The following is a 20757-nucleotide window of genomic DNA, read 5'->3' on the forward strand; positions in this document are numbered from 1 at the left end:
GAAGGGACCCACATGTCGTACGACACCATCGGCTACGAGGTCGAGGGCCATACGGCCACGATCACGCTGAATCGGCCCGAGGCGCTCAACGCGCTGAGCCCGCACATGATCACCGAGCTGCGCGCGGCGTACGACGCAGCGGAGAATGACGACAACATCTGGCTGCTGATCGTTACCGCGACGGGCCGAGCGTTCTGCACCGGTGCCGACGTCAAGGAAATTCCCGAAGACGGCAAGGTGATCAACGAACGCCCCTTCCTGTCCACCTACGAGCAGTGGGAGGCACCGCAGGAAGGCACCCCGCCGTTTCGGCGGATGGCCAAGCCGGTGATCGTCGCGATCAACGGAATCTGTTGCGGTGCAGGCCTGGACTGGGTGACCACCGGCGACATCGTGATCGCCTCGGAGAGGGCAACGTTCTTCGACCCGCACGTGTCGATCGGTCTGGTGGCGGGCCGGGAGATGGTGCGGCTGGCCCGGGTGCTGCCGCGTACGGTGGCGCTGCGGATGGCGATGATGGGCAAGCACGAGCGGATGGACGCCGCCCGCGCCTATGAGCTCGGCCTGATCACCGAGATCGTCGAGCACGACCGGCTACTCGAACGAGCACATGAGATCGCCGAGATCGTCACCCGCAACGCGCCGCTGGCGGTGCGCGGCACCCGCCTGGCGATCATCAAGGGCCGCGAGATCCCAATGCACGAGGCCGAGATGCTCGCCGAGGCCTTCCGCGAACGAAACCTGCACACCGTCGACTCACTGGAAGGGCCGAAGGCCTTCGTCGAGAAGCGCGCACCCGAATGGCAGTGCCGATGACCGCCGCCTTCGAGACCATCCTGCTCGACTTCGACCGGACCGACCACGTCGCGACCATCACGCTGAACCGCCCGGACCAGCTCAACGCGTTCAACCGCACCATGTGTGAAGAGGTCGCGGCGGCCTGGCGAATCGTGAAGAACGACAATGCCATCAACGCGGTGGTGCTGCGCGCCGCCGGGGACCGGGCGTTCAGCGCGGGCCTGGACATCAAGACCCCGTACGGGCAGCCGCAGAACGTGTGGAACCACGAGGACCCCGGCGAACTACTCAGCCCCAAGTGGCAGAAGATGTGGAAACCCGTCGTGTGCGCGGTGCACGGCATGTGCACTGCCGGAGCGTTCTACTTCGTCAACGAGTCCGACGTCGTGATCTGCTCCTCCGACGCGACGTTCTTCGACTCCCATGTCAGCGCCGGGCTGGTCTGCGCACTCGAGCCGATCGGGCTGATGCGCAAGATCGGCTTGGGTGAGTCACTACGAATCGCGTTGATGGGCAACGACGAACGGGTCAGCGCGGACACCGCGCTGCGCATCGGACTGGTGTCGGAGGTCGTCAGGCCCGACGACCTCTGGTCCCGTGCGCACGAGATCGCCGCCACCATCGCGGCCAAGCCACCGTCGGCCACCCAGGGCACCGTCAAGGCGATCTGGGAGTCACTGGACAAACCGTACCGGGCGGCGATGGAGCAGAACCTGATCTACACCCGGCTGGGGAATCCGCTGGGTCAGGCGGAACTGGCCGAGCAGGAGCGCAACGGAATCCGGACCGTGCCGAAGGTTCGGTAGCGTGCACCCGTTGAGCCGGCGGATCGGCGACGTGTTGGACCTGGATCCCAGCGGCCGCGCCATCGAATACAACGGCCACTGGCACACCTGGGGGCAGCTCGCGAAAATGAGCCGTCAGATTGCCAAGGCCGTGCAACCGGGTGCGCATGTGGGAATCCTGTTGCGCAACACGCCAGCCCACGTGGCCTCACTGCTGGGTGTGCTGTCGGCCGGCGGATGCGTCGTGGTGATCAACCCGTCGCGCGGCGACGAGCGGATCAAGGCCGATATCGCCGCGTTGGACTTACCTGTCATCGTCGGGACCTCTGATGACATCACGCAGCTGGCCCAACCGGGTGAGTGCACCACCGTGGTGACGATCGGGGACGACTCCGTCCAGGTGCGGCCCGGCGCGCCGAGTGTTCCCGGCTCGGTGACGGTCGCTGTCCGGATGCTGACCAGCGGCACCACCGGACCACCCAAGCGGGTGGACCTCACCTACGACATGCTTGCGGTGTCGGTGATCGGCACCGACTTCACCGCCGCGCCCGCACCGGCAGCGGTCTCCGGCAGCGTCGCGATCGTCAACGCACCACTGGTGCACATCGGCGGTGTCTACCGGGTGCTGCAATGTATCTGCGAGGCAAGACCGTTCGTGCTCCTGCCGCGTTTCGAGCTGGGTTCGTGGGCAGAGGCGGTACGCCGCTACTCCCCCAAGGCGGTGTCGCTGGTGCCCGCTGCGCTACGGATGGTGCTGCATTCCGAGCTGGGCCCCGACGACCTCGCCGGAGTCCGGGCCGTCACCTCCGGCACCGCGCCGCTGTCGGCCGAGGACGCCGACGCGTTCACCGAGAAGTTCGGCATCCCCGTGCTGACCTCCTACGCCGCAACAGAATTCGGTGGCGGCGTCGCCGGGTGGACGCTGGCGGATCATCGGCGCTATTGGCAGTCCAAGCGCGGCAGCGTCGGCCGGGCCACCCTCGGCGCCGAGCTGCGGGTGGTATCCGACGACGGAACACCACTGGGGCCGGATCAGCAGGGCCTGCTGGAGGTGAAGCCGGGTCAGCTGGGTCCCGACGCCCAGTGGGTGCGCACCACCGACCTGGCGCGCATCGACGCCGACGGGTTCGTGTGGATCCTCGGCCGGGCCGACCAGGCGATCATCAGAGGCGGGTTCAAGGTGCTGCCCGACGACGTGCGCGCGGCGGTGGAGAGCCACCCCGCCGTGCTGGGCGCAGCGGTGGTCGGCAGGCCCGACGAACGCCTGGGCGAAACCCCCGTCGCGATGGTCGAGCTGCGCGAGGGTGAAACGGTCACCGATGCCGAGTTGACCGACTACCTGCGGAACCGGCTGGCGCCGTACGAGATTCCCTCGGAGATCGCGATCGTGAAGTCGATTCCGCGCACCCCGTCCGGCAAGGCGGATCTGACCGCGGTGCGCCAACACTTCACCGGCCGTGAACGCTGACACGGTCGGCCGCCTACTGCGTGAACAGGCTGCCGCACGCGGCGACCACCCGCTGGTGGTGTGCGATGCCGAGCGGCTCACCTACCGCGAGGCGCAGGAGCGCTCCGCGTCGGTCGCGCGGGCGCTGATCGAACTCGGCGCAGGCAAGGGCACTCACGTCGGACTGCTCTACCCCAACGGCGCGGCGTTCGTGGTCGCGATGCTCGCTGCCGCGCGCATCGGCGCCGTCGTCGTCCCGTTCTCCACCTTCTCAACGGGACCCGAGCTGCACCACCAACTCGTCCACAGCGACACCGAGATCCTGCTCGCCACACCGTCGTTCCGCGGCCACGACTATGTTGCCCGGCTCAACGAGGTGTCGGCGCCCTGGTTGCGCCATGTCGTGTTCGACGATCACCTCCCCGCAAGGGCCGAGCTGTCACCCGCCATCGAGGACGACGTCGACGGCTGCGACCCGCTGGTCATCGTGTACACCTCGGGATCGACCGGAGCGTCGAAGGGTGTGGTGCACACGCATGAGTCGCTGCTCGGACATCAACGCAACCTCAACGCGATCCGCGGCCTGACCGCGCAGGACCGGCTGTTCTGCAACTCACCGTTCTTCTGGATCGGTGGCCTGGCCTTCGGGCTGCTGGCGACGATGGTCGCTGGCTCGACGCTGGTGTGCTCCAATGCCACCGACGCCGGTGACGTTCTCGATCTGCTCGAAACGGTCCGGCCGACGATGACCAACGGATTCGCTGCGGGCATCGCGCATTTGGCCCGTCATGAGAGCTTCGCGCGCCGAGATCTGACGTCGATGTGCCGCGGCAACCTCTATCCGCTCATGGCTGCCGATGTCCGGCCGGCCGATCCGGAGCTGCGTCACAACATGCTGGGGTTGACCGAGGCCGGCAGCGTGCTATTGCTCAGTGACGACGAGACCGACCAACCGGAGCATCGCCGCGGTTCGTTCGGCAAACCCGCGCCGGGCTTTGAAACGAAGATCGTCGACGACGAGCTGTGCATCCGGGGCCGCTACCTGATGCAGGGTTACTACAAGCGCAGCCGCGAGGAGTGTTTCGACGCCGACGGCTGGTTTCACACCGGTGATCTGGTGCGCACCGACGCCGACGGGTTCTTCTACTTCCTCGGCAGGCGCGGATCGATGATCAAAACCGGGGGCGCCAATGTGTTTCCGGCCGAGGTGGAGAAGGCGATCGCCGCAGTCACCGGCGGACTCCTCGCCCATGTGGTCGGTCTGCCCGACCCTGTCCGGGGACAGCTCGTGGCCGCAGCGGTCGTTGTTCCGGAGGGCCGCGCATTCGACGAACGCGTCGTGCGCGAGAAACTCACAGCCGAGCTGTCGGCGTACAAGATTCCTCGGCGATTCGTCGCACTGACCCCTGAGCAGCTGCCGCTGATGTCCAGCGGCAAAGTCGATCTGCCCCGTCTGATCGCGGTGCTCGATGCCTGACACCGTCGATGCGCTGATCCGCGCTCAGGCGAAACTCGGAGACAAGCCGTTCGTCATCGACACGTCGAGCCGCATGAGCTACGCCGAGCTCGACAGCGTGACAAGCAGTCTCGCCGACGGTTTCGTTGGCGCGGGAATCGGCAAAGGCACCCGCGTCGGGCTGATCATGCCGAACAGCGTGCGTTGGGTGCAGCTGGCACTCGCGCTCACTCGCGTCGGCGCGGTGCTGGTTCCGCTGAGCACACTGTTGACCGCGCGTGAACTCGCCGCACAACTACGCACCGCGTCCGTGCAATACCTGATCGCGGTCGAGGAGTTTCGCGGGCACCGGTATCTCGATGACCTGCCGGAACTTCCCGCGCTGCGACAGGTATGGCGGGCCGACGAACTACCCACCGGCGCAGGGCAGATCGGCGACCTCACCGATACCGTGGTGCCGGCCGACCCGATGGTGGTCATGTTCACCTCCGGAAGCAGCGGGCCGCCGAAGGGTGTGGTGCACTCCCACGCAAGCGCGCTGGGTGCTGTGCGATCGGGCCTGCGAGCCCGCTGCATCGACGCCGAGACCCGGCTGTACCTGCCGATGCCGTTCTTCTGGGTCGGCGGCTTCGGCAGCGGGATCCTGTCCGCGCTGATCGCCGGCGCCACCCTCGTGACCGAGCAGATCCCGGAACCCGAAGCGACGCTGCGCCTGCTGGAACGGGAGAAGGTCACGCTGTTTCGGGGGTGGCCCGACCAGGCCGAGGCCTTGGCCCGCCGGGCCGCAGGCGCCGACCTGTCCGCGCTGCGCCCGGGCAGCCTGGATGCGTTGCTGCCCGCCGACCAGCGGGCAGAGCCCGGTGCGCGGGCGAAGCTGTTCGGCATGACGGAATCCTTCGGGCCGTACTGTGGCTATCCCGCCGACACCGACATGCCGCGATCCGCATGGGGCAGTTGTGGAAAACCGTTCGACGGCATGGAGGTTCGCATCGCCGACGTCGACTCCGGAAAGCCATTGCCGCCGGGCGCCGTCGGCATGATCGCGCTGCGTGGTCCGCACACCCTGCGCGGCATGTGCCGGCGCAGCCGCGAGGACCTGTTCACCGTCGACGGGTTCTATCCCACCGGCGACCTCGGCCACCTCGACGACGACGGATTCCTGTTCTACCACGGCAGATCCGACGACATGTTCAAGGTCAGCGGCGCGACCGTGTACCCGAGTGAGGTGGCGGCGGCGTTGCGCGAGATCGAGGGTGTACGGGCCGCGTTCGTCACCGGTGTGGACGGCCGGGTCGGCGCCGCGGTGGTGTGTGACGGTTACACATCTGAGGAGCTACGGGCGGAGGCCCGCGCACGGCTGAGCGCGTTCAAGGTGCCGACGGTCTGGCTGCTGCTCGGCTCCGAGGATGACATCGCGCGCGGGGCCACCGGCAAGGTCGATGTCCGACGCCTGCGTGAGCTGCTGGGCGGGCAGGCGTAACTTCTAGGTCCATGACACTGCACGCGCATGTCGAGACGTTCCGCCGGGCAGGTGACCACGCCGTGACGCTGGCCGCGCAGGTAGGACCGGATCAGTGGGACGCCCCCGCGCTCGGGACGTGGACTGTTCGCACACTGGTCGGCCACATCGGTCGATCGTTCACCACCGTCGTCGACTACTCGGCGCAACCGGCCGACCGGGTGGATGTCCCCGATTCCGCTCAGTACTACGTGGTGATCGCCCCGATGCTCACCGACCCGACCCAGATCGATGCGCGCGCCGTCCAGGCCGGGCTGACGCTGGGTGAGCGTCCGCTGGACACACTGCGCGAACAGCAGGCGCGCGCGGCCGCCGCGCTGGACACCGAGGATCGGACCATCAAGACGATCGCCGGCGGCATGCGGCTGTCGGACTATTTGCCCACCCGCATCTTCGAACTCGGCCTGCACAGCATCGATCTGGCCCGCGCCATCGGTGTACCCGAGGCCCTGCCACCCGATGTCGCCGACAGCATCCTGACCCTATCGGTAGACGTTGCGCGCCGCCGCGGCGACAGTCAGGCGCTGCTGTGCGCCCTCACCGGCCGGGGTGCCCTTACGCCTGGCTACTCCATCGTCTGAAACCGCTGCGCCACACCCTGTTTCACCAGGTGCTCGATCAGCGGAGCGGCGCCCGCGGCCAGGTGTTGCGACATCGCGGCCCGGGCGCGCTCCTCATCGTGCGCCTTCAGCGCGGCCAGAATCCGCTTGTGGTCGGCCACCGACTTGGCCGGCCAGCCCTCGATGGTGGGAAACACCGATTCCGGTGCGTACCGGGTGATCTGAGACATCAGCTGAGCGAGCTTCGGTGAATCGGCCGCGACGTTGATGGCGCGGTGGAACTCGTGGTTGAGCCGCACCGCGCGCGCGTCATCAGCCGCGTAGGCCGCGACCAGTTCCTCGTGGATCGACGACAGGACCGCCAGCTGGTCGTCGGTGATGTTCACCGCCGCCCGGGCGGCCAGCTCACCGCCGACATAGGCCTGCAGGTTCGAGACGTCGGTGATGTCCCGGTCCGTGAACGGCAGCACCACGAAGCCACGTCGCGGCAACTGGTCCAACAGGCCTTCGCCCCGCAGCTCGAACAACGCTTCCCGGACCGGTGTGACGCTGATGCCCAGCTCGGCAGCCAGCTGATCCAGCCGGATGTACTCACCGGCCGGGTAGGTGCCGTTGAAGATCCGCGTCCGGACGAACCGGGCGACATCCTCGGCCAGCTGTGGGCGCGGCGCGAAATCCGGTGCGCTCATGTCAGATCCGATAGTCGGCCAGCAGCCGCTTGCTGATGATGTTCTTCTGGATCTCGCTGGTGCCCTCGCCGATGAGCAGGAACGGCGCGTCGCGCATCAGCCGCTCGATCTCGTACTCCTTGGAGTACCCGTAGCCGCCGTGGATGCGGAAGCTCTGCTGGGTGACCTCCGCGCAGAACTCACTCGCCAGGTACTTCGCCATGCCGGCGGCGACGTCGTTGCGTTCACCGGAGTCCTTCAGCCGTGCGGCGTTCACCATCATCAGATGTGCGGCCTCGACTTTGGTGGCCATCTCGGCCAGTTGGAAGGCGATGGCCTGATGCTCGGCGATCGGTTTACCGAAGGTGTTGCGCTGCTGGGCATATCGCACGGCCAGTTCGAAGGCGCGGATACCGACACCGCAGGCACGGGCCGATACGTTGACCCGGCCGACCTCGACACCGTCCATCATCTGGAAGAAGCCCTGCCCCGGCTTGGCACCGAGGACGTCGTCGGCGCTCGCGACGTAACCGTCGAAGATCAGCTCGGTGGTGTCGATGCCCTTGTAGCCGAGTTTGTCGATCTTCCCGGGAATCGTCAGTCCCGGGGCGACTTCGCCGAAGCCCGAGGGCTTTTCGATCAGGAATGCGGTCAGGTTGCGGTGCGGCTTGTCGGCACCCTCGTCGGTGCGCACCAGTGCGGCCACCAGGGTCGAACTGCCACCGTTGGTCAGCCACATCTTCTGGCCGTCGATGGTGTAGGTGCCGTCGCCGTTGTTCCTGGCCCTGGTGCGGATGGCGGCGACATCGGATCCCAACTCGGGCTCCGACATCGAGAATGCGCCCCTCATCTCGCCGGTCGCCATCCGGGGCAGGAAGCGCTGCTTCTGCTCGTCGGTGCCGTGCTGGCGGATCATGTACGCCACGATGAAGTGGGTGTTGATCACCCCGGAGATGCTCATCCAGCCGCGTGCGAGTTCCTCGACGCACAGCGCATAGGTGAGCAGTGACTCCCCCAGGCCGCCGTACTCCTCGGGAATCATCAGCCCGAACAGGCCCATTTCCCGCATCTGGTCGACGATGGCCTGCGGGTAGGTGTCGGCGTGCTCGAGTTCCTGGGCGTTGGGGATGATCTCCTTGTCGACGAATTGCCGGACCGTGGAGATGATTTCGCTTTGAACCTCGGTCAGGCCCAAAGTCTGTGCGATGCGGGTCATGCGTCAAGCCTTTCGAACACCGCGGCCAGGCCTTGCCCGCCGCCGATGCACATCGTCTCCAGTCCGTAGCGGGCGTCGCGGCGCACCAGTTCACGGGCCAGGGTGGCCAGCATCCGTCCCCCGGTGGCGCCCACCGGATGGCCGAGCGAAATCCCCGAGCCGTGGACGTTGGTGCGCTCATGGTCGGCGTCGGTGAAGTTCCACGCCCGCATGCAGGCGAGCGCCTGGGCGGCGAACGCCTCGTTGAGTTCGATGAGGTCGATATCCGCCAGCGTCAGACCGGCTTTGGCCAATGCGACGTCGGTGGCCGGCACCGGCCCGATGCCCATCACCTCGGGCCCGACCCCCGCCGAACCCCACGACACCAGCCGCACCAGCGGCGTGAGGCCGAGTTCGGCCGCCTTCTCCGGTGTCGTCACGATGCACATCGAAGCGGCGTCGTTCTGACCGCTGGAATTGCCAGCAGTGACGGTGGCGTCCGGATCCTGCTTGAGCAGAACGGGTTTGAGCTTGCTCAGCGCCTCGACGGTCGTGTCGGCGCGGGGATGTTCGTCGGTGTCGATCACGTCCTCACCGCGGCGGCTGGTGACGGTGACGGGGATGATCTCCTCGGCCAGGATCCCGTCCTTCTGCGCGGCGACCGCCCGCTGATGCGAGGCCACCGCCAGCTCGTCCTGCTCCTGGCGGGAGATCTGATACTCGCGGCGCAGGTTCTCGGCGGTCTCGAGCATGCCGCCGGGCACGGGGTAATGCTTGCCGCCGGCCGTCGTACGCCCGCGGGCCAGACCGTCGTGCACCTGCACCCCGGTCCGGCTACCGCCCCAGCGCATGTCGGTCGAGTAGAACGCAACATTGCTCATGCTCTCCGCACCACCGGCGACCACGAGATCGTTGTCACCCGAGGCGACTTGGAGGCACGCTTGGATGACGGCCTGCAGACCCGAACCGCAGCGCCGGTCCACCTGCATGCCGGGCACCGTGACCGGTAGACCGGCGTCGAGCGCGACGACCCGGCCGATCGCCGGCGCCTCGCTGTTGGGATAGCAGTGCCCGAGGATCACGTCTTCGACGGCGTCCGGTGCCACCCCGGTCCGCTCCAGCAGACCCTTGAGCGCGGCCACGCCGAGATCGACGGCCGTCAGCGAGGCGAACATGCCGCCGTAGCGCCCGATCGGCGTGCGGACCGGTTCGCAGACGACGGCCGTGCGGGTCACAGGTGCCGTCCGCCGGTGACCTCGAGCACCGTTCCGGTCATGTACGACGACAGGTCGGAGGCCAGGAACAGCGCCACCTTGGCAACCTCGGACGGCTCACCCGCGCGACCCAGCGGCACCTCGGCCACCTTCGAGTCCCAAATGCGTTGCGGCATGGCCTCGGTCATCGCCGAGCGGATCAGGCCGGGCTGGATGGCGTTGACCCGAACCCCCAGGTGCGCGAGTTCCTTGGAGGCGGCTTTGGTCATACCGACGATGCCGGCCTTGGCCGCCGAGTAGTTCGTCTGCCCGATCATGCCGACCTTGCCGGAGATCGAGGACATGTTGACGATCGCACCGCTCTTCTGTTCGCGCATGATCGACGACGCCTTCTTCAACCCGTTCCAGGTGCCCTTCAGATGCACCTGGATCACCTGGTCGAACTCGTCCTCGGTCATCTTGCGCAGAGTCGCGTCGCGGGTGATGCCGGCGTTGTTCACCATGATGTCGAAGCGGCCGAACTGCTCGATCGCGGAGTCGACCAACGCATCGACGTCCGCGTACTTGGTGACGTTGCACTGCACGGCGCGGGCGACGTCGGCGCCGCCGAGTTTGTTGACGGCCTCCTCCGTGGCGTCGAGATTGAGGTCACCGAGTACCACGCGGGCGCCCTCGGCGATGAACTGCTCCGCGATCGCAAAGCCGAGGCCCTGCGCTCCACCGGTGATGACCGCGGTCTGGCCGGCCAGCAACGACATGTGAACTCCTAGTTCCTCGAACGGACCCCCGAATTCGCAACATCATATTTCATATATGATCGCCGGAGCCAGCGCCCCCGACCCAAGGAGCCTGATGACCGGCCCGATGTCCGACGTCAGCGACGACGACTTCCGCGAGATCCTGGCCCAGACGCGCCAGTTCGTCCGGACGGCCGTGGTCCCGAGGGAGGCCGAGATCCTCGCCGAGGACAAGGTGCCCGACGACCTTCGCGACCAGGCCAAGGCGATGGGCCTGTTCGGCTATGCGATCCCGCAGGAGTGGGGTGGTCTCGGACTGAACATCGCCCAGGACGTCGAGCTGGCAATGGAACTGGGCTACACGAGCCTGGCGCTGCGGTCGATGTTCGGCACCAACAACGGCATCGCCGGACAGGTCCTCGTCGGGTTCGGCACCGACGAGCAGAAGGCCCGCTGGCTGGAGAAGATCGCCTCCGGCGAGGTGGTCGCGTCGTTCGCACTGACCGAACCGGGCGCCGGGTCGAACCCGTCGGGCTTGAAGACGAAAGCCGTTCGGGACGGCGACAGCTGGGTGATCAACGGCAGCAAGCAGTACATCACCAACGCCCCGGTGGCGAACCTGTTCATCGTGTTCGCCCGCACCCGGCCGGCCGACTCCAACGGTGCCGGGATCGCGGTGTTCCTGGTCCCGGCCGACACCCCCGGCGTCGAGATCGGCGTCAAGGACGCCAAGATGGGCCAGGAGGGTGCCTGGACCTCGGATGTGAACTTCACCGATGTGCGGGTCGGCGACGACACCCTGATCGGCGGCAGTGAGGACATCGGGTACCGGGCGGCGATGACCTCGTTGGCCCGCGGCCGTATTCACATCGCCGCACTGGCCGTCGGCTCCGCTCAACGGGCGCTCGACGAGTCGGTCGCCTATGCGGCAACGGCGACGCAGGGCGGCACACCGATCGGCAATTTCCAACTGGTGCAGGCGATGCTGGCCGATCAGCAGACCAGGGTGATGGCCGGGCGCGCGCTGGTGCGCGACGCCGCTCGCAAGTGGGTGGACGACGAAGACCGCAGGATCGCGCCGTCGGTGGCCAAGCTGTTCTGCACCGAAATGGCAGGCAACGTCGCCGATCTCGCGGTTCAGGTGCACGGCGGCGCCGGGTACATGCGCGGTGTGCCGGTCGAGCGAATCTATCGCGAGGTCCGGCTGTTACGCCTGTACGAAGGCACCAGTGAAATTCAGCGCCTCATCGTGGGCGGCGGACTAGTCAAGGAAGCGCAGCGCAAGGCATGACAGGAAAGCTCAGCGGCAAGGTCGCATTCATCACCGGAGCCGCACGCGGGCAGGGCCGCGCACACGCGGTGAAGACGGCCGGCGAAGGCGCCGACATCATCGCCGTCGACATCGCAGGCAAGTTGCCGGAATGCGTTCCCTACAACCCGGCTTCGCCGGAGGATCTGGCCGAGACCGTGCGCTTGGTCGAGGCGACGGGCCGACGGATCGTGTCCACGATCGTCGACACCCGCGACTTCGAGGGGCTCAAGGAGGCGGTGCAGGACGGCGTGACCACGCTGGGTCGTCTCGACATCATCGTCGCGAACGCGGGCATCACCTCACCGGCGGCGTGGGATCAGATCACGCCCGAGGCATTCCGGGATGTCATGGACGTCAACGTAACCGGGACCTGGAACACCGTGATGGCCGGTGCGCCGATCATGGTCGAGGCCGGCCGCGGTGGGTCGGTGATCCTGATCAGCTCGGCGGCCGGGATCAAGCTGCAACCGTTCATGGTGCACTACACCGCGAGCAAGCACGCGGTCACCGGCATGGCCAGGGCGTTCGCGGCGGAACTCGGCAAGCACAACATCCGGGTGAACAGCGTTCACCCCGGGCCGGTGAACACCGACATGGGTACCGGTGACATGGTGGCCGAACTGGGTAAGGCGATGGAGACCAACCCGGCGCTGCAGAACATGATGCTGCCGTTCCTGCCGATCTACATCGCCGAGCCGGAGGATGTCGCCGACACCGTGTGCTTCCTGGCCAGCGATGACGCGAAACTGATTACCGCTGAGGCGATTTCAGTCGATCAGGGCTCGACGAAGTACTGAACGTCCGGGCCAGGAAGGCGACCTGGTCCGCGGCGGCCCGCTCGAACCAGTCGTGGCCCGGCCAGACGTCGAAGTGGTCACACGGGTAGTGGTGCACCACTCCCCTGCCCAGCACCGCCGTCTTGACCACCGACTCGGCCGGCACGTAACGGTCGAAGTCGGCGATCTGGACCAGCAGCGCGCACCGTAACCGCTTGGCGGCGTCCGCCGTTCGGATCGAGGCGATCTGCAGACCGACCGCGGAGTCGACCTCGTTGCGCCAGGTCGGTCCGGCCATCGCCGTGTAGCTCTCGTAGGCGCCGTCCAGCGCCAGTGCTCCGGGCTCACCGGGACGGGCGACCAGCGGCATCAGCGTCGGGTTGCCACCGCGGGCTACGTCGACACGGCTCTTGAGCCCGACCAACGTCCACTTCAGCGCCTGCCCGACATCCCGGTGCTCGACGGCCGCGCGGCTCACGGCCACCCCGCTGGTCAGCGGAGTCATCGCGATGACACCGGCGACGTCGGGATGGTCAGCGGCCACCCGGATGACATGGCCACCGGACATCGACGATCCCCACAGCACAATGCGATTCGGGTCGACACCGGGAAGCCGTCTCGCCGCCGCGATCGCGGCCTCGAAGTCGGCGATCTGGCCGGCCACCGAAACCGTCTGCCGCGGCGCGCCTTCCGATGCGCCGAAGCCGCGGTAGTCGAAGGCCAGCACGTCGACCCCGGCCGCGCTGATCCGCTCGGCGAATGGCTCCAAACCGGAGTCCTTGGTGCCGCCGAAGCCGTGGCCCATCACCACGACCGGCCGTCCTTCCGGTCCGGCGAAGGCGTCACCCGCGCCGGGGAAATGCCAAGCGCTGCACCGTACTCCGCCGGAGTCGAACGTGAGATCGGTGCGGCTCATACGGCGACCCTCCGGCGGCGCAGCTCGGCCCGCTTCATTCCGGCAGGCAATTCGCGGGTGCGGATGTCGTGGTCGTAGTGGAAGTAGTCGACCTGCTGGGTGTGCCGCGGCCGGTCGGTGCAGTGCCCGACATAGAGCCGCTGGTCGGCATCGATGATTCGTTCCATCTCCGCGGACGGCGGCAGCGCGTACCGACCGACTGCATACGCTGCGAGCAGTTTGGCCTGGCATTCGATGAACGGGAACAGTGTCGGCACGGCCTGCGCGAAGCCGATGAACACCAGATTGTCCGTGCCCGGCTTGAACATTCGCTTGTACAGCCGGATGGCGTTGTCGGGGGCATTGATGAAGTCGGGGTCGAAGAACGGGAACGTGATGTTGTAGCCGGTGGCATAGACAATGGCGTCGAATTCGTCGCTGGTGCCGTCGTCGAAGTGGACGGTGCGGCCATCGAGGCGACTCACGTTCGGCTTGGGGATGACGTCACCCGAACCCAGCCGCAGCGGAAGCTCCACCGACTGGGTCGGATGCGCCTCGAAGAGCTTGTGATTGGGCGCCGGCAGCCCGTACAGCTGCGGATTGATACCCATCGCGGGCGCCAACAGCTGAACTGCCTTGCGCTGCCAGGACAGTGGGATGTGCGGCGACGTCTGCCACACGCTGTCGCCGGGGCGGCCGGCGATGTACTTGGGCACGATCCAGGCGCTCGAGCGCGTCGACAGGGTCACCCTGTTCTGCAGGGTACGCGACGACAGCTCGACGGTGATGTCGGCGGCACTGTTACCGATGCCGGCCACCAGGATCCGCTTGCCGGTGAGGTTCAGCGGGGTCTGGGGATCGATGTAGTGATGCGAATGAATTGTCTCGCCGGTGAATTCACCCGGGAAGTCCGGGTAGCGGGCATCCCAGTGGTGGCCATTGCCCACAACCAGCAGATCGAATTCGCGGGTGGACCCGTTCTGGTCGGTGATGTCCCAGTTGCCGTCGGCGTTCAGCGCGGCGTGCTGGACGCCGTTGTTGAACTCGATGTTCTCCAGCAGTCCGAAGGTCTCCGCATAGGAGTCCAGGTAGGCCTTGATGTCACTGTGGTGCGGGAACGACGGGAAGTGTTCCGGGATCGGAAAGTCCTTGAACGACAACCGTTGTTTCGAGGTGTCGATGTGTAAGGACCGGTAGGCGCTACTCAACCCGTTTGGGTTCGCGAAGGCCCAGTTGCCACCGATGCGGTCGGACAACTCGAACGTGGTGTAGGGCACGCCGTAGTCCTTGAGCATCTTGCCCGATGTCAGCCCGCTGATGCCCGCGCCGATGATGGCGGTGCGCGGCAAGGATTGGCCCACGTGTGCTCCTAGCTCGTGATCAACTCGAGGGTGCCGAGATCGCGGATGGCCGCACATCCCCGGCGCAGCATGGCGGCCATCATGTCGTCGCCGCGTTCGGTCTCCACCGCGAACGCGCAGCCCAGTGCGGAGATCAGCGGCACCTGAACCATTCCCAGCACATAGTCGTACCAGCAGGCCGCGTCGTCGTAGTCGTTCACGCCGGTATCGAGCAGGGCCCGATGGTATTCCGCGACCAGGTCCTTCTCCGCCTCGGCCCGCAGCGCGGGTTCCAGGCTGGTGCCGGTGAAGTAGGCCAGGTCGCGGCCCGCCAAGCCAACGCCGAGGGTCTGCCAGTCGACCACGCTGACTCGCTCGCCGTCGAAGAGCAGATTGTCCAGCCGGTAGTCACCGTGCAGCAGGGCGAAGCGAGGTGGCGCATTCAGTAGCCACGGTGTCACCAGATCCATTGCCGCCACCAGGGTTTCGGCATCCTCGGCGCCGAGCCGGGTCCCGAGCTTCTCGATCGTGATACCCGCGGCCATCTTCGAGATGTCACCGAGACCGCGGATCGCGTCTTCGCCGACGACCGACATGGCCAGGCCGGGGAAGGTCTGCCATCGCTCGTCACACCAGGTCGGCCCGTGCAGGCCGGCCAGGGCGCGCACCGCCAAGCGCGCCTCGGGGAGATCACACCCGGCGATCTGATCGCCTTGGACGGCCGGCGCCTGGTCGGCTAGCAGCAGTGCGTAACTGGCTCCCTCATCGGCGATTTCGACGTGGTAGCACTGCGGGATCGGGATCGTCACCAGGTCGGCGACGGACTGATAGAACGCGCACTCGCTGCGATAGCCCAGCGTCACCCGGTCCCGCACCGCGTCGTCACCGGCGGGCAGTTTGAGGATGAAGCTGGCGGGCAGGTTGTCAGGGTTGCCCGCGTAAGTGGCGGCGACCCGGAAGGTGGCGCCGGTCTGGCCGGTGCCCACCGGCGTCACCTCGACGCTCTCGACCTCGACCGGCGCACCGGCGGCGCTGAGGACCCCGGCCAACCAGGTGCCGGTGACGTCCGAGGGATAGCGAGGGATCGCGGTGGCGGCGCTCATGCTGTCGGTTGCCTTCTGTCGGAGCGTTGTCGGTCGACGAACCGCACAGCCATCCGGTTGAGCAAGCCAGGTGCCAGACGCGCGAAAAGCCATGCCGCGCGGGCCTGACGAGGTGCGACCAGGAGGGCCTTGTTGCGTTCGATGGCCCGCAGCGTATCGGCGGCCAACCGGTCGGGGCTATAGAAAGTCTCATTACGCTGGCCCATTTGGTAGAACTCGCGGCCGTTGAAGTCGCCCAGCCAGCCCTTGTCCAGGATCGGGGTGTCCACCGCGGTGGGACAGATGGCCAGCACGCCGACGCCATGGCCGAGGGCCTCGGTGCGCAACGCCAGCGACAGACCGACGACGGCGTGCTTGGTCATGACATAGCTGGTGATCCGGCCGGCGGCCGCGAGACCGGCCATCGATGCGGTGTTGACGATGTGGCCGCTACCCTGCCGAACCATGTGCGGGTAGGCGGCATGCACGCCGTGCACGACACCACGGATGTTCACGTCGATGATGCTGTTCCACTGATCGAGGGTGAGGAGTTCGGTGTCACCGCCCCAGGTGATCCCGGCGTTGTTGAACAACAGATCGATGCGGCCGGCCCGCTCCACGACACCGTCGACGGCGAGCTGGACGGCGGTGGCGTCGGTGACGTCGAGTTGCAGCGCCCTGCCCCGCTTACCCAACGAGGCTGCGGTGCGTTCGGCGGCCGCGCCGTCGATGTCGGTGCACAACACGTCGGCCCCGGCGTCGGCCAGCGCCCGGCACAGCGCCGCACCGATTCGCGAACCCGCCCCGGTGACGAGGGCGTGCCGTCCGGCGAACCGTGTCACGCCGAGGCCATCCGGTCGACGTGGGCGAGCACGTCGGGATAGCGCTTGAGGTGCGCGCCGCCGTTGAGGTCGAGGACCTCGCCGGTGAGCCAGGATGCTTCGTCGGAACAGAGGAACAGCACCGCCTCGGCGACGTCCTCGGGCACGCCGACCCGGCCGAGGGGTGTGTTCTCGATGTAGTCCTCGAGGACACCGTCGGCCATGGTGACCAGTTCGGTCAGCGGGGTGTGGACGAAGCCGGGCGAGACGGCGTTGACCCGGATGCCGCGCGGGCCGAGCTCAAGTGCGGCGACCTGGGTCAGCATCGCCAGCCCCGCCTTCGCCGAGCAGTAGGCACTCATGCCGGGTGCGGCGAGGCGGGCGTTGAGCGAGGTGATCGAGACGAGCGAGCCGCCGTCGCGCAGATGGCGCCCGGCGTGCTTCATCACGATGAATCCGCCGGTGAGGCAGCAGTCGACGATCGCCCGGAAGTCCTCGACCGCAAGCTCGGTGATGCGGCCGAAGCCGCCGAAGCCGGCGGTGTTCACCACGATGTCGACGTCTCCGACGGCGTCGAACAGTGCTGCGACACTGGCTTCGTCGGTGACGTCCACGCCGGCCGCGTCGTACGGTGCACCCAAGTCGGCGGCCCGCTCGGCGGCACCGTCGGCGTTGCGGTCGGCGATGGTGACCTGCCGTCCACGGGCGGCCAATCCCTGTGCCACCGCCCAGCCGATCCCCGACGCGCCACCGATAACAACGGCTCGCTGCGCTGCTTTCCCCGACATACCGCCTCCTGTGAACGCTCGCGCAGGTCCGCTCAAGTCGCGTCTACTGTAAGTCATACGGCAAGGCCCGTGGTAGGCCGGGCTACCGGGGGATTCGAGCAGGCCGCCGTGGCACGGATATCGAAGCCGTCCACAATATATAACTACTGGAAGTAGTTAGGTCCCCAGAGGGTCGCCCACGATGCTATCCCCCCTCAGCCCTGAAACAGGCGACGTCTTGGCTAATGCTCCAATTTCACGCTAAAAAGCCGCTATTGACCTTCGTCGTCTTCGTCGAGGAGCCGCTAGGACTTACCCGACGACGAAACGGCCGCCATATCCGTCCGAAGAAACTACATAGCCACATGATGTATATTGCGGTCATGGCCAAGTCGGAAGACAACATGGGCGGGATTGCCGAAGCCATCCGACAGGCTGCGCTCCTGGCCATGCGTAGCCTGCTCAATCGCGAAGAGCTCAGCGTGTCCGCGATGGAGGTGTTGCACACATTGAGCGTCGAAGGCCCAACTCGGATCACCACCCTTTGCGAGGCCATTCACGTGAGCCAGCCGGCGATGACCCAGTTGATCCAGCGCCTAGAGCGCCGCACGTTGGTGGCTCGCGTGGCCGATCCAGAAGACGGCCGCGCGACCATCGTCAGCCTCACTGAAAATGCCCGAGACCTGTTGCACCGCCTGCGCAATGACGACAACGAGAAGCTTGCCGCCCTCCTGGCGACGCTCTCGGCAAGCGATCAAGAGGCGCTACGGCTTGCCATGCACGTCGCCGGGCCGATCATCCAACGACTCAATGCGAACGCCGCACTGCTGGCGCAGGCAACCACCGGCGCGCATCCTCTGAAGGAGACACAATGACCAATCTGCTTGTCCTCGGAGGCAGCGGTCGCACCGGGGTCCACGTACTTGCGCACGCCGCCACACGGGGTCACCGCGTCCGTGCTCTGGTACGCAACCCTGACGTCGTCCAGGCCCCGCCCGGCGTGGAACTCGTCGCGGGTACGCCGTCCAATATCGACGACATCCGCGAGGCCGCCCAGGGTGTCGAGGCGGTGATCAGCACGCTCAACAACTCGCGCGCCTCGGACAATCCTTGGGCCAGACCCGTCAGCCCGCCGATGTTCATGACCGACGCGATCCGCAACGTCCTGACCGTGATGGGCGAGCGGGACATCCGCCGGATCGTCGTCAATTCCACCATGGGCGCGGGCGACGACTGGGCTCGTATCAGCCGGGTGGCCCGGTGGTTCATCAATATTTCCAACATCAAGGCCGGCTTCGTCGACCACAACGGCGTCGACGAGATCGTGCGCGCCTCCGATACCGACTGGACTCTCGCCAGGGCAGTCGCGCTCACCGACAAGCCGGCCGGCGGTCCTGTACGGGCCGAGGAGGCCGGCACCGAAAAGCCAGGCTCGCGGATCAACCGCGCCGACTTAGCTGCTTTCCTCGTCGATACCGTCGAGAACGGCAGCTGGATCCACCAGGCACCGCTGGTCTGGAATACCCGAGGCTGAAAAGCCATCGGGCCGCCCGCCGACTGATACTGAAGTGGCCAGGGCCGGGATCGAACCGGCGACCTTCCGCTTTTCAGGCGGATTAGATAGCCACTGACCTGCGGTTTATCTGCGTCTGTGCGTCGTATGCGCCGCATTGAGCTGCGCTGACGTATTCAGGCTGTCCGGCGAACGGACATAAACCGGACACGGTGCTTGCACTCCCGACCAGGGGCTTCGTGCTGCCACTTGCCCGGTGAGCAGCGTCGGGGTTCCGGGGAGCAGGCACCCCGATGCCCAGTATCGAATCATCAGCCGCAATCAGGACACCATCGGCGGGCGGCTCATCGGCACCTGATGGACCGCCATTCGGTCCCGGTTCTGCGGGCGCCTCGGTTGACGGGAGGTCGCGAGCGCCCGAGGCCGCCAGGCCGCAGGGCGGGAGAGCGACAGCGGTCGGCCGGACGTCGACCTCGCGACCAGGCCTCGATCTGGCCGCGGCCGGCGGGCTTGTTATATGTGCCGAAAATGTCCGCGGGTCGGTTCGCGACGGGATCTCGACCGGCGAGCTGCGGGCGATCGACGCATTGGGGCTGCGGTTCCCGAGCCCCGAGATGGTCACCGCAGCCGCGGCACTATTCGAACCGGCACCACCGTGGGCATCTGGTCCGGATCGTCGCGGAGTCGAACCGGAATCCGGGCGGTTCCGCATCTCGATCGGCCCCGGTGTCGTACGGCTCGGTTGGACGAATCCTGTCCGGGCAGAAAAGACCGCCGAGCGGTCGGTCAGCCATCACCAACGGGATGTTGACGACGCGAAGTTCCACGTCCGAAATGACCTCGGCGGCGAGGCCGGGCACGGTGATCGGGCCGTCGTGTCTTCGACACGACGGAGTCTTACGGGAAATGACCAGTCTGGTACCGGCGGTGTCATCACCGAATGGTCCCGAAAGTCACGGTCGTCGATGTGCCGCACCTTCGCCGAGCTCGACTACAGCCCCCTGGTGGAATCCGGTCGCGTCCCGGCGATGGTCACACTCACCTACCCAGGCGACTGGGAAGCGGTCGCTCCCGACGGTGCCAGCGTGAAGCGGCATATGGCGTTGTGGCGCAAGCGCTTTCACCGCGAGTACTGCGAACCGGCTCGGTACATCTGGAAACTCGAATTTCAACGGCGCGGTGCACCGCATATTCACCTGTGGATGGCGCCCCCAATCTCGCCGGGTCGGTCAGGTCGCGGCTTCGCTCAGTGGTTGTCCGAGACCTGGGCCCAGGTTGTCGACCATCCTGACCCCGCGCAGAAGGCGCGGCACCGGCTCGCCGGCACAGCCATCGATGTGCGGAACGGGCTGAAGGCCTGCGACCCCAAGAGGTTGGCCATCTACTTCACCAAGCACTCGTCGCCGAACCTGCATGGCGACAAGGAGTATCAGCACGTGGTTCCCGAGCTGTGGCGGCAGCCTGGCCGTGGACCTGGTCGGTTCTGGGGCGTGTACGGACTCGAGAAGGCCAATGCCGTGGTGGAGGTTGCTCAGGATACGTATCTGGCAGCTCGCCGGATCGTGCGGCGGTGGTCGCGGAGCCAAGCGGTGTACGGCGATTCGGGCAACCGCTTCCCCACTGCCGTGGTGCCGCGCACGGCCACGCGCCTCGTCACTCGCATCGACCGCGATACCGGCGTCGTGGCGAATCGGCGGGTTCGGCGACGACGAACCATCTGCAACCAAGGCGGTCTGGCCGGCGGCTACGCGTTGGTGAATGACGGTCCAGCGTTCGCCGTCCAACTTGCACGCGCGATACGCGACTCTCAGAAGCAGTGAGTTGCCGCCTTTGACTGTGGCCTTCACAGTTTGACGAAGTTCGATCTTCGAG

General features: G+C 66.7%; 20 protein-coding genes and 1 tRNA gene. 11 read left to right on the forward strand and 10 right to left on the reverse strand.

The annotated features are described in order from the left end of the window. The first annotated feature begins 12 nt into the window (after window positions 1-12). Genes K0O64_RS24770 through K0O64_RS24795 form a run of 6 tightly spaced genes read left to right on the forward strand, consistent with a single transcriptional unit; the run spans window position 13 to window position 6586 of the window. Entirely contained in the window at window positions 13-816 is an 804-nt protein-coding gene (locus K0O64_RS24770; protein ID WP_071949167.1) for an enoyl-CoA hydratase/isomerase family protein, read from the forward strand. Then, on the forward strand, window positions 801-1604 hold the full coding sequence (locus K0O64_RS24775) for an enoyl-CoA hydratase/isomerase family protein (RefSeq protein ID WP_425574844.1): 804 nt from the start codon (window positions 801-803) through the stop codon (window positions 1602-1604). The genes K0O64_RS24770 and K0O64_RS24775 overlap by 16 nt, the downstream gene beginning before the upstream one ends. Window position 1605: 1 nt before the next feature. Next, a complete protein-coding gene (locus K0O64_RS24780; protein ID WP_071949166.1) occupies window positions 1606-3051 on the forward strand; it encodes a class I adenylate-forming enzyme family protein in 1446 nt (481 codons plus the stop codon). Then, the gene (locus tag K0O64_RS24785; protein WP_071949165.1) at window positions 3041-4507 is read left to right on the forward strand and encodes a class I adenylate-forming enzyme family protein; all 1467 of its coding nucleotides are present in this window, start codon (window positions 3041-3043) and stop codon (window positions 4505-4507) included. The genes K0O64_RS24780 and K0O64_RS24785 overlap by 11 nt, the downstream gene beginning before the upstream one ends. Further along, entirely contained in the window at window positions 4500-5966 is a 1467-nt protein-coding gene (locus tag K0O64_RS24790; RefSeq protein ID WP_071949164.1) for a class I adenylate-forming enzyme family protein, read from the forward strand. The genes K0O64_RS24785 and K0O64_RS24790 overlap by 8 nt, the downstream gene beginning before the upstream one ends. Before the next feature lie 11 nt (window positions 5967-5977). Next, window positions 5978-6586 carry a maleylpyruvate isomerase family mycothiol-dependent enzyme gene (locus K0O64_RS24795; protein ID WP_083542832.1) on the forward strand — a complete coding sequence of 203 codons (609 nt, stop codon included), beginning with the start codon at window positions 5978-5980 and terminating at the stop codon, window positions 6584-6586. On the opposite strand, the gene K0O64_RS24800 is transcribed toward K0O64_RS24795, so the two are convergent. The 4 genes from K0O64_RS24800 to fabG are packed head-to-tail and all read right to left on the reverse strand — an operon-like array spanning window position 6571 to window position 10400. Then, window positions 6571-7254 carry a GntR family transcriptional regulator gene (locus K0O64_RS24800; protein ID WP_071949163.1) on the reverse strand — a complete coding sequence of 228 codons (684 nt, stop codon included), beginning with the start codon at window positions 7252-7254 and terminating at the stop codon, window positions 6571-6573. The two genes, K0O64_RS24795 and K0O64_RS24800, sit on opposite strands and share 16 nt — an antisense overlap. A gap of 1 nt (window position 7255) precedes the next feature. Then, a complete protein-coding gene (locus K0O64_RS24805) occupies window positions 7256-8449 on the reverse strand; it encodes an acyl-CoA dehydrogenase family protein (RefSeq protein WP_071949162.1) in 1194 nt (397 codons plus the stop codon). After that, entirely contained in the window at window positions 8446-9663 is a 1218-nt protein-coding gene (locus K0O64_RS24810) for an acetyl-CoA C-acetyltransferase (RefSeq protein ID WP_071949161.1), read from the reverse strand. The genes K0O64_RS24805 and K0O64_RS24810 overlap by 4 nt, the downstream gene beginning before the upstream one ends. Beyond that, window positions 9660-10400 carry a 3-oxoacyl-ACP reductase FabG gene (gene fabG, locus K0O64_RS24815; protein WP_071949160.1) on the reverse strand — a complete coding sequence of 247 codons (741 nt, stop codon included), beginning with the start codon at window positions 10398-10400 and terminating at the stop codon, window positions 9660-9662. The genes K0O64_RS24810 and fabG overlap by 4 nt, the downstream gene beginning before the upstream one ends. Window positions 10401-10506: 106 nt before the next feature. Here fabG and K0O64_RS24820 point away from each other — a divergent pair, with 106 nt between their 5' ends. Together K0O64_RS24820 and K0O64_RS24825 are read left to right on the forward strand one after the other, a co-directional pair. Beyond that, window positions 10507-11670: an acyl-CoA dehydrogenase family protein gene (locus K0O64_RS24820; RefSeq protein WP_071950301.1), complete on the forward strand. Its 1164-nt coding sequence runs from the start codon at window positions 10507-10509 to the stop codon at window positions 11668-11670. Continuing rightward, entirely contained in the window at window positions 11667-12488 is an 822-nt protein-coding gene (locus tag K0O64_RS24825; RefSeq protein WP_096312278.1) for a mycofactocin-coupled SDR family oxidoreductase, read from the forward strand. The genes K0O64_RS24820 and K0O64_RS24825 overlap by 4 nt, the downstream gene beginning before the upstream one ends. Here the strand turns inward: K0O64_RS24825 and K0O64_RS24830 are convergent. Genes K0O64_RS24830 through K0O64_RS24850 form a run of 5 tightly spaced genes read right to left on the reverse strand, consistent with a single transcriptional unit; the run spans window position 12442 to window position 17393 of the window. Then, a complete protein-coding gene (locus K0O64_RS24830; protein WP_071949158.1) occupies window positions 12442-13383 on the reverse strand; it encodes an alpha/beta hydrolase in 942 nt (313 codons plus the stop codon). The genes K0O64_RS24825 and K0O64_RS24830 overlap by 47 nt on opposite strands. Continuing rightward, the gene (locus K0O64_RS24835) at window positions 13380-14723 is read right to left on the reverse strand and encodes a flavin-containing monooxygenase (protein ID WP_071949157.1); all 1344 of its coding nucleotides are present in this window, start codon (window positions 14721-14723) and stop codon (window positions 13380-13382) included. The genes K0O64_RS24830 and K0O64_RS24835 overlap by 4 nt, the downstream gene beginning before the upstream one ends. A gap of 8 nt (window positions 14724-14731) precedes the next feature. Beyond that, a complete protein-coding gene (locus tag K0O64_RS24840) occupies window positions 14732-15805 on the reverse strand; it encodes a phosphotransferase family protein (protein ID WP_071949156.1) in 1074 nt (357 codons plus the stop codon). Continuing rightward, a complete protein-coding gene (locus K0O64_RS24845) occupies window positions 15802-16626 on the reverse strand; it encodes an SDR family NAD(P)-dependent oxidoreductase (RefSeq protein WP_220045824.1) in 825 nt (274 codons plus the stop codon). Before K0O64_RS24845 ends, K0O64_RS24840 begins: the two co-directional genes overlap by 4 nt. Next, window positions 16623-17393, reverse strand: a complete 771-nt coding sequence (locus tag K0O64_RS24850) for an SDR family NAD(P)-dependent oxidoreductase (protein WP_071949154.1) — start codon at window positions 17391-17393, stop codon at window positions 16623-16625. Before K0O64_RS24850 ends, K0O64_RS24845 begins: the two co-directional genes overlap by 4 nt. Window positions 17394-17647: 254 nt before the next feature. On the opposite strand from K0O64_RS24850, the gene K0O64_RS24855 reads away from it, so the two are divergent. Together K0O64_RS24855 and K0O64_RS24860 are read left to right on the forward strand one after the other, a co-directional pair. Continuing rightward, window positions 17648-18247, forward strand: coding sequence for a MarR family winged helix-turn-helix transcriptional regulator (locus K0O64_RS24855; RefSeq protein WP_225933539.1), 600 nt, complete (start codon window positions 17648-17650; stop codon window positions 18245-18247). Then, window positions 18244-18906 (forward strand): NAD(P)-dependent oxidoreductase, encoded by a 663-nt coding sequence (locus tag K0O64_RS24860; RefSeq protein ID WP_071949153.1) that lies wholly within the window; start codon window positions 18244-18246, stop codon window positions 18904-18906. The genes K0O64_RS24855 and K0O64_RS24860 overlap by 4 nt, the downstream gene beginning before the upstream one ends. Before the next feature lie 35 nt (window positions 18907-18941). Here the strand turns inward: K0O64_RS24860 and K0O64_RS24865 are convergent. Then, window positions 18942-19006: transfer RNA gene (locus K0O64_RS24865), tRNA-OTHER, on the reverse strand. Window positions 19007-19178: 172 nt separating this feature from the next. Here K0O64_RS24865 and K0O64_RS24870 point away from each other — a divergent pair. After that, complete coding sequence (locus K0O64_RS24870; protein ID WP_099973842.1) at window positions 19179-20705, forward strand: rolling circle replication-associated protein; 1527 nt, start codon at window positions 19179-19181, stop codon at window positions 20703-20705. The last annotated feature ends 52 nt before the right edge of the window (window positions 20706-20757 follow it).

This window comes from Mycolicibacterium pallens (genome assembly GCF_019456675.1).
Classification (GTDB): domain Bacteria; phylum Actinomycetota; class Actinomycetes; order Mycobacteriales; family Mycobacteriaceae; genus Mycobacterium; species Mycobacterium crocinum.

Excerpts from the sequence above, each read along its gene's own strand:
- K0O64_RS24830 (WP_071949158.1), bottom strand. The coding sequence starts at position 13,383 with ATGAGCCGCACCGATCTCACGTTCGACTCCGGCGGAGTACGGTGCAGC.
- K0O64_RS24795 (WP_083542832.1), top strand. The coding sequence starts at position 5,978 with ATGACACTGCACGCGCATGTCGAGACGTTCCGCCGGGCAGGTGACCAC.
- fabG (WP_071949160.1), bottom strand. The coding sequence starts at position 10,400 with ATGTCGTTGCTGGCCGGCCAGACCGCGGTCATCACCGGTGGAGCGCAG.
- K0O64_RS24870 (WP_099973842.1), top strand. The coding sequence starts at position 19,179 with ATGCCCAGTATCGAATCATCAGCCGCAATCAGGACACCATCGGCGGGC.
- K0O64_RS24850 (WP_071949154.1), bottom strand. The coding sequence starts at position 17,393 with ATGTCGGGGAAAGCAGCGCAGCGAGCCGTTGTTATCGGTGGCGCGTCG.
- K0O64_RS24805 (WP_071949162.1), bottom strand. The coding sequence starts at position 8,449 with ATGACCCGCATCGCACAGACTTTGGGCCTGACCGAGGTTCAAAGCGAA.
- K0O64_RS24860 (WP_071949153.1), top strand. The coding sequence starts at position 18,244 with ATGACCAATCTGCTTGTCCTCGGAGGCAGCGGTCGCACCGGGGTCCAC.
- K0O64_RS24790 (WP_071949164.1), top strand. The coding sequence starts at position 4,500 with ATGCCTGACACCGTCGATGCGCTGATCCGCGCTCAGGCGAAACTCGGA.
- K0O64_RS24820 (WP_071950301.1), top strand. The coding sequence starts at position 10,507 with ATGTCCGACGTCAGCGACGACGACTTCCGCGAGATCCTGGCCCAGACG.
- K0O64_RS24775 (WP_425574844.1), top strand. The coding sequence starts at position 801 with ATGGCAGTGCCGATGACCGCCGCCTTCGAGACCATCCTGCTCGACTTC.
- K0O64_RS24800 (WP_071949163.1), bottom strand. The coding sequence starts at position 7,254 with ATGAGCGCACCGGATTTCGCGCCGCGCCCACAGCTGGCCGAGGATGTC.
- K0O64_RS24840 (WP_071949156.1), bottom strand. The coding sequence starts at position 15,805 with ATGAGCGCCGCCACCGCGATCCCTCGCTATCCCTCGGACGTCACCGGC.
- K0O64_RS24770 (WP_071949167.1), top strand. The coding sequence starts at position 13 with ATGTCGTACGACACCATCGGCTACGAGGTCGAGGGCCATACGGCCACG.
- K0O64_RS24825 (WP_096312278.1), top strand. The coding sequence starts at position 11,667 with ATGACAGGAAAGCTCAGCGGCAAGGTCGCATTCATCACCGGAGCCGCA.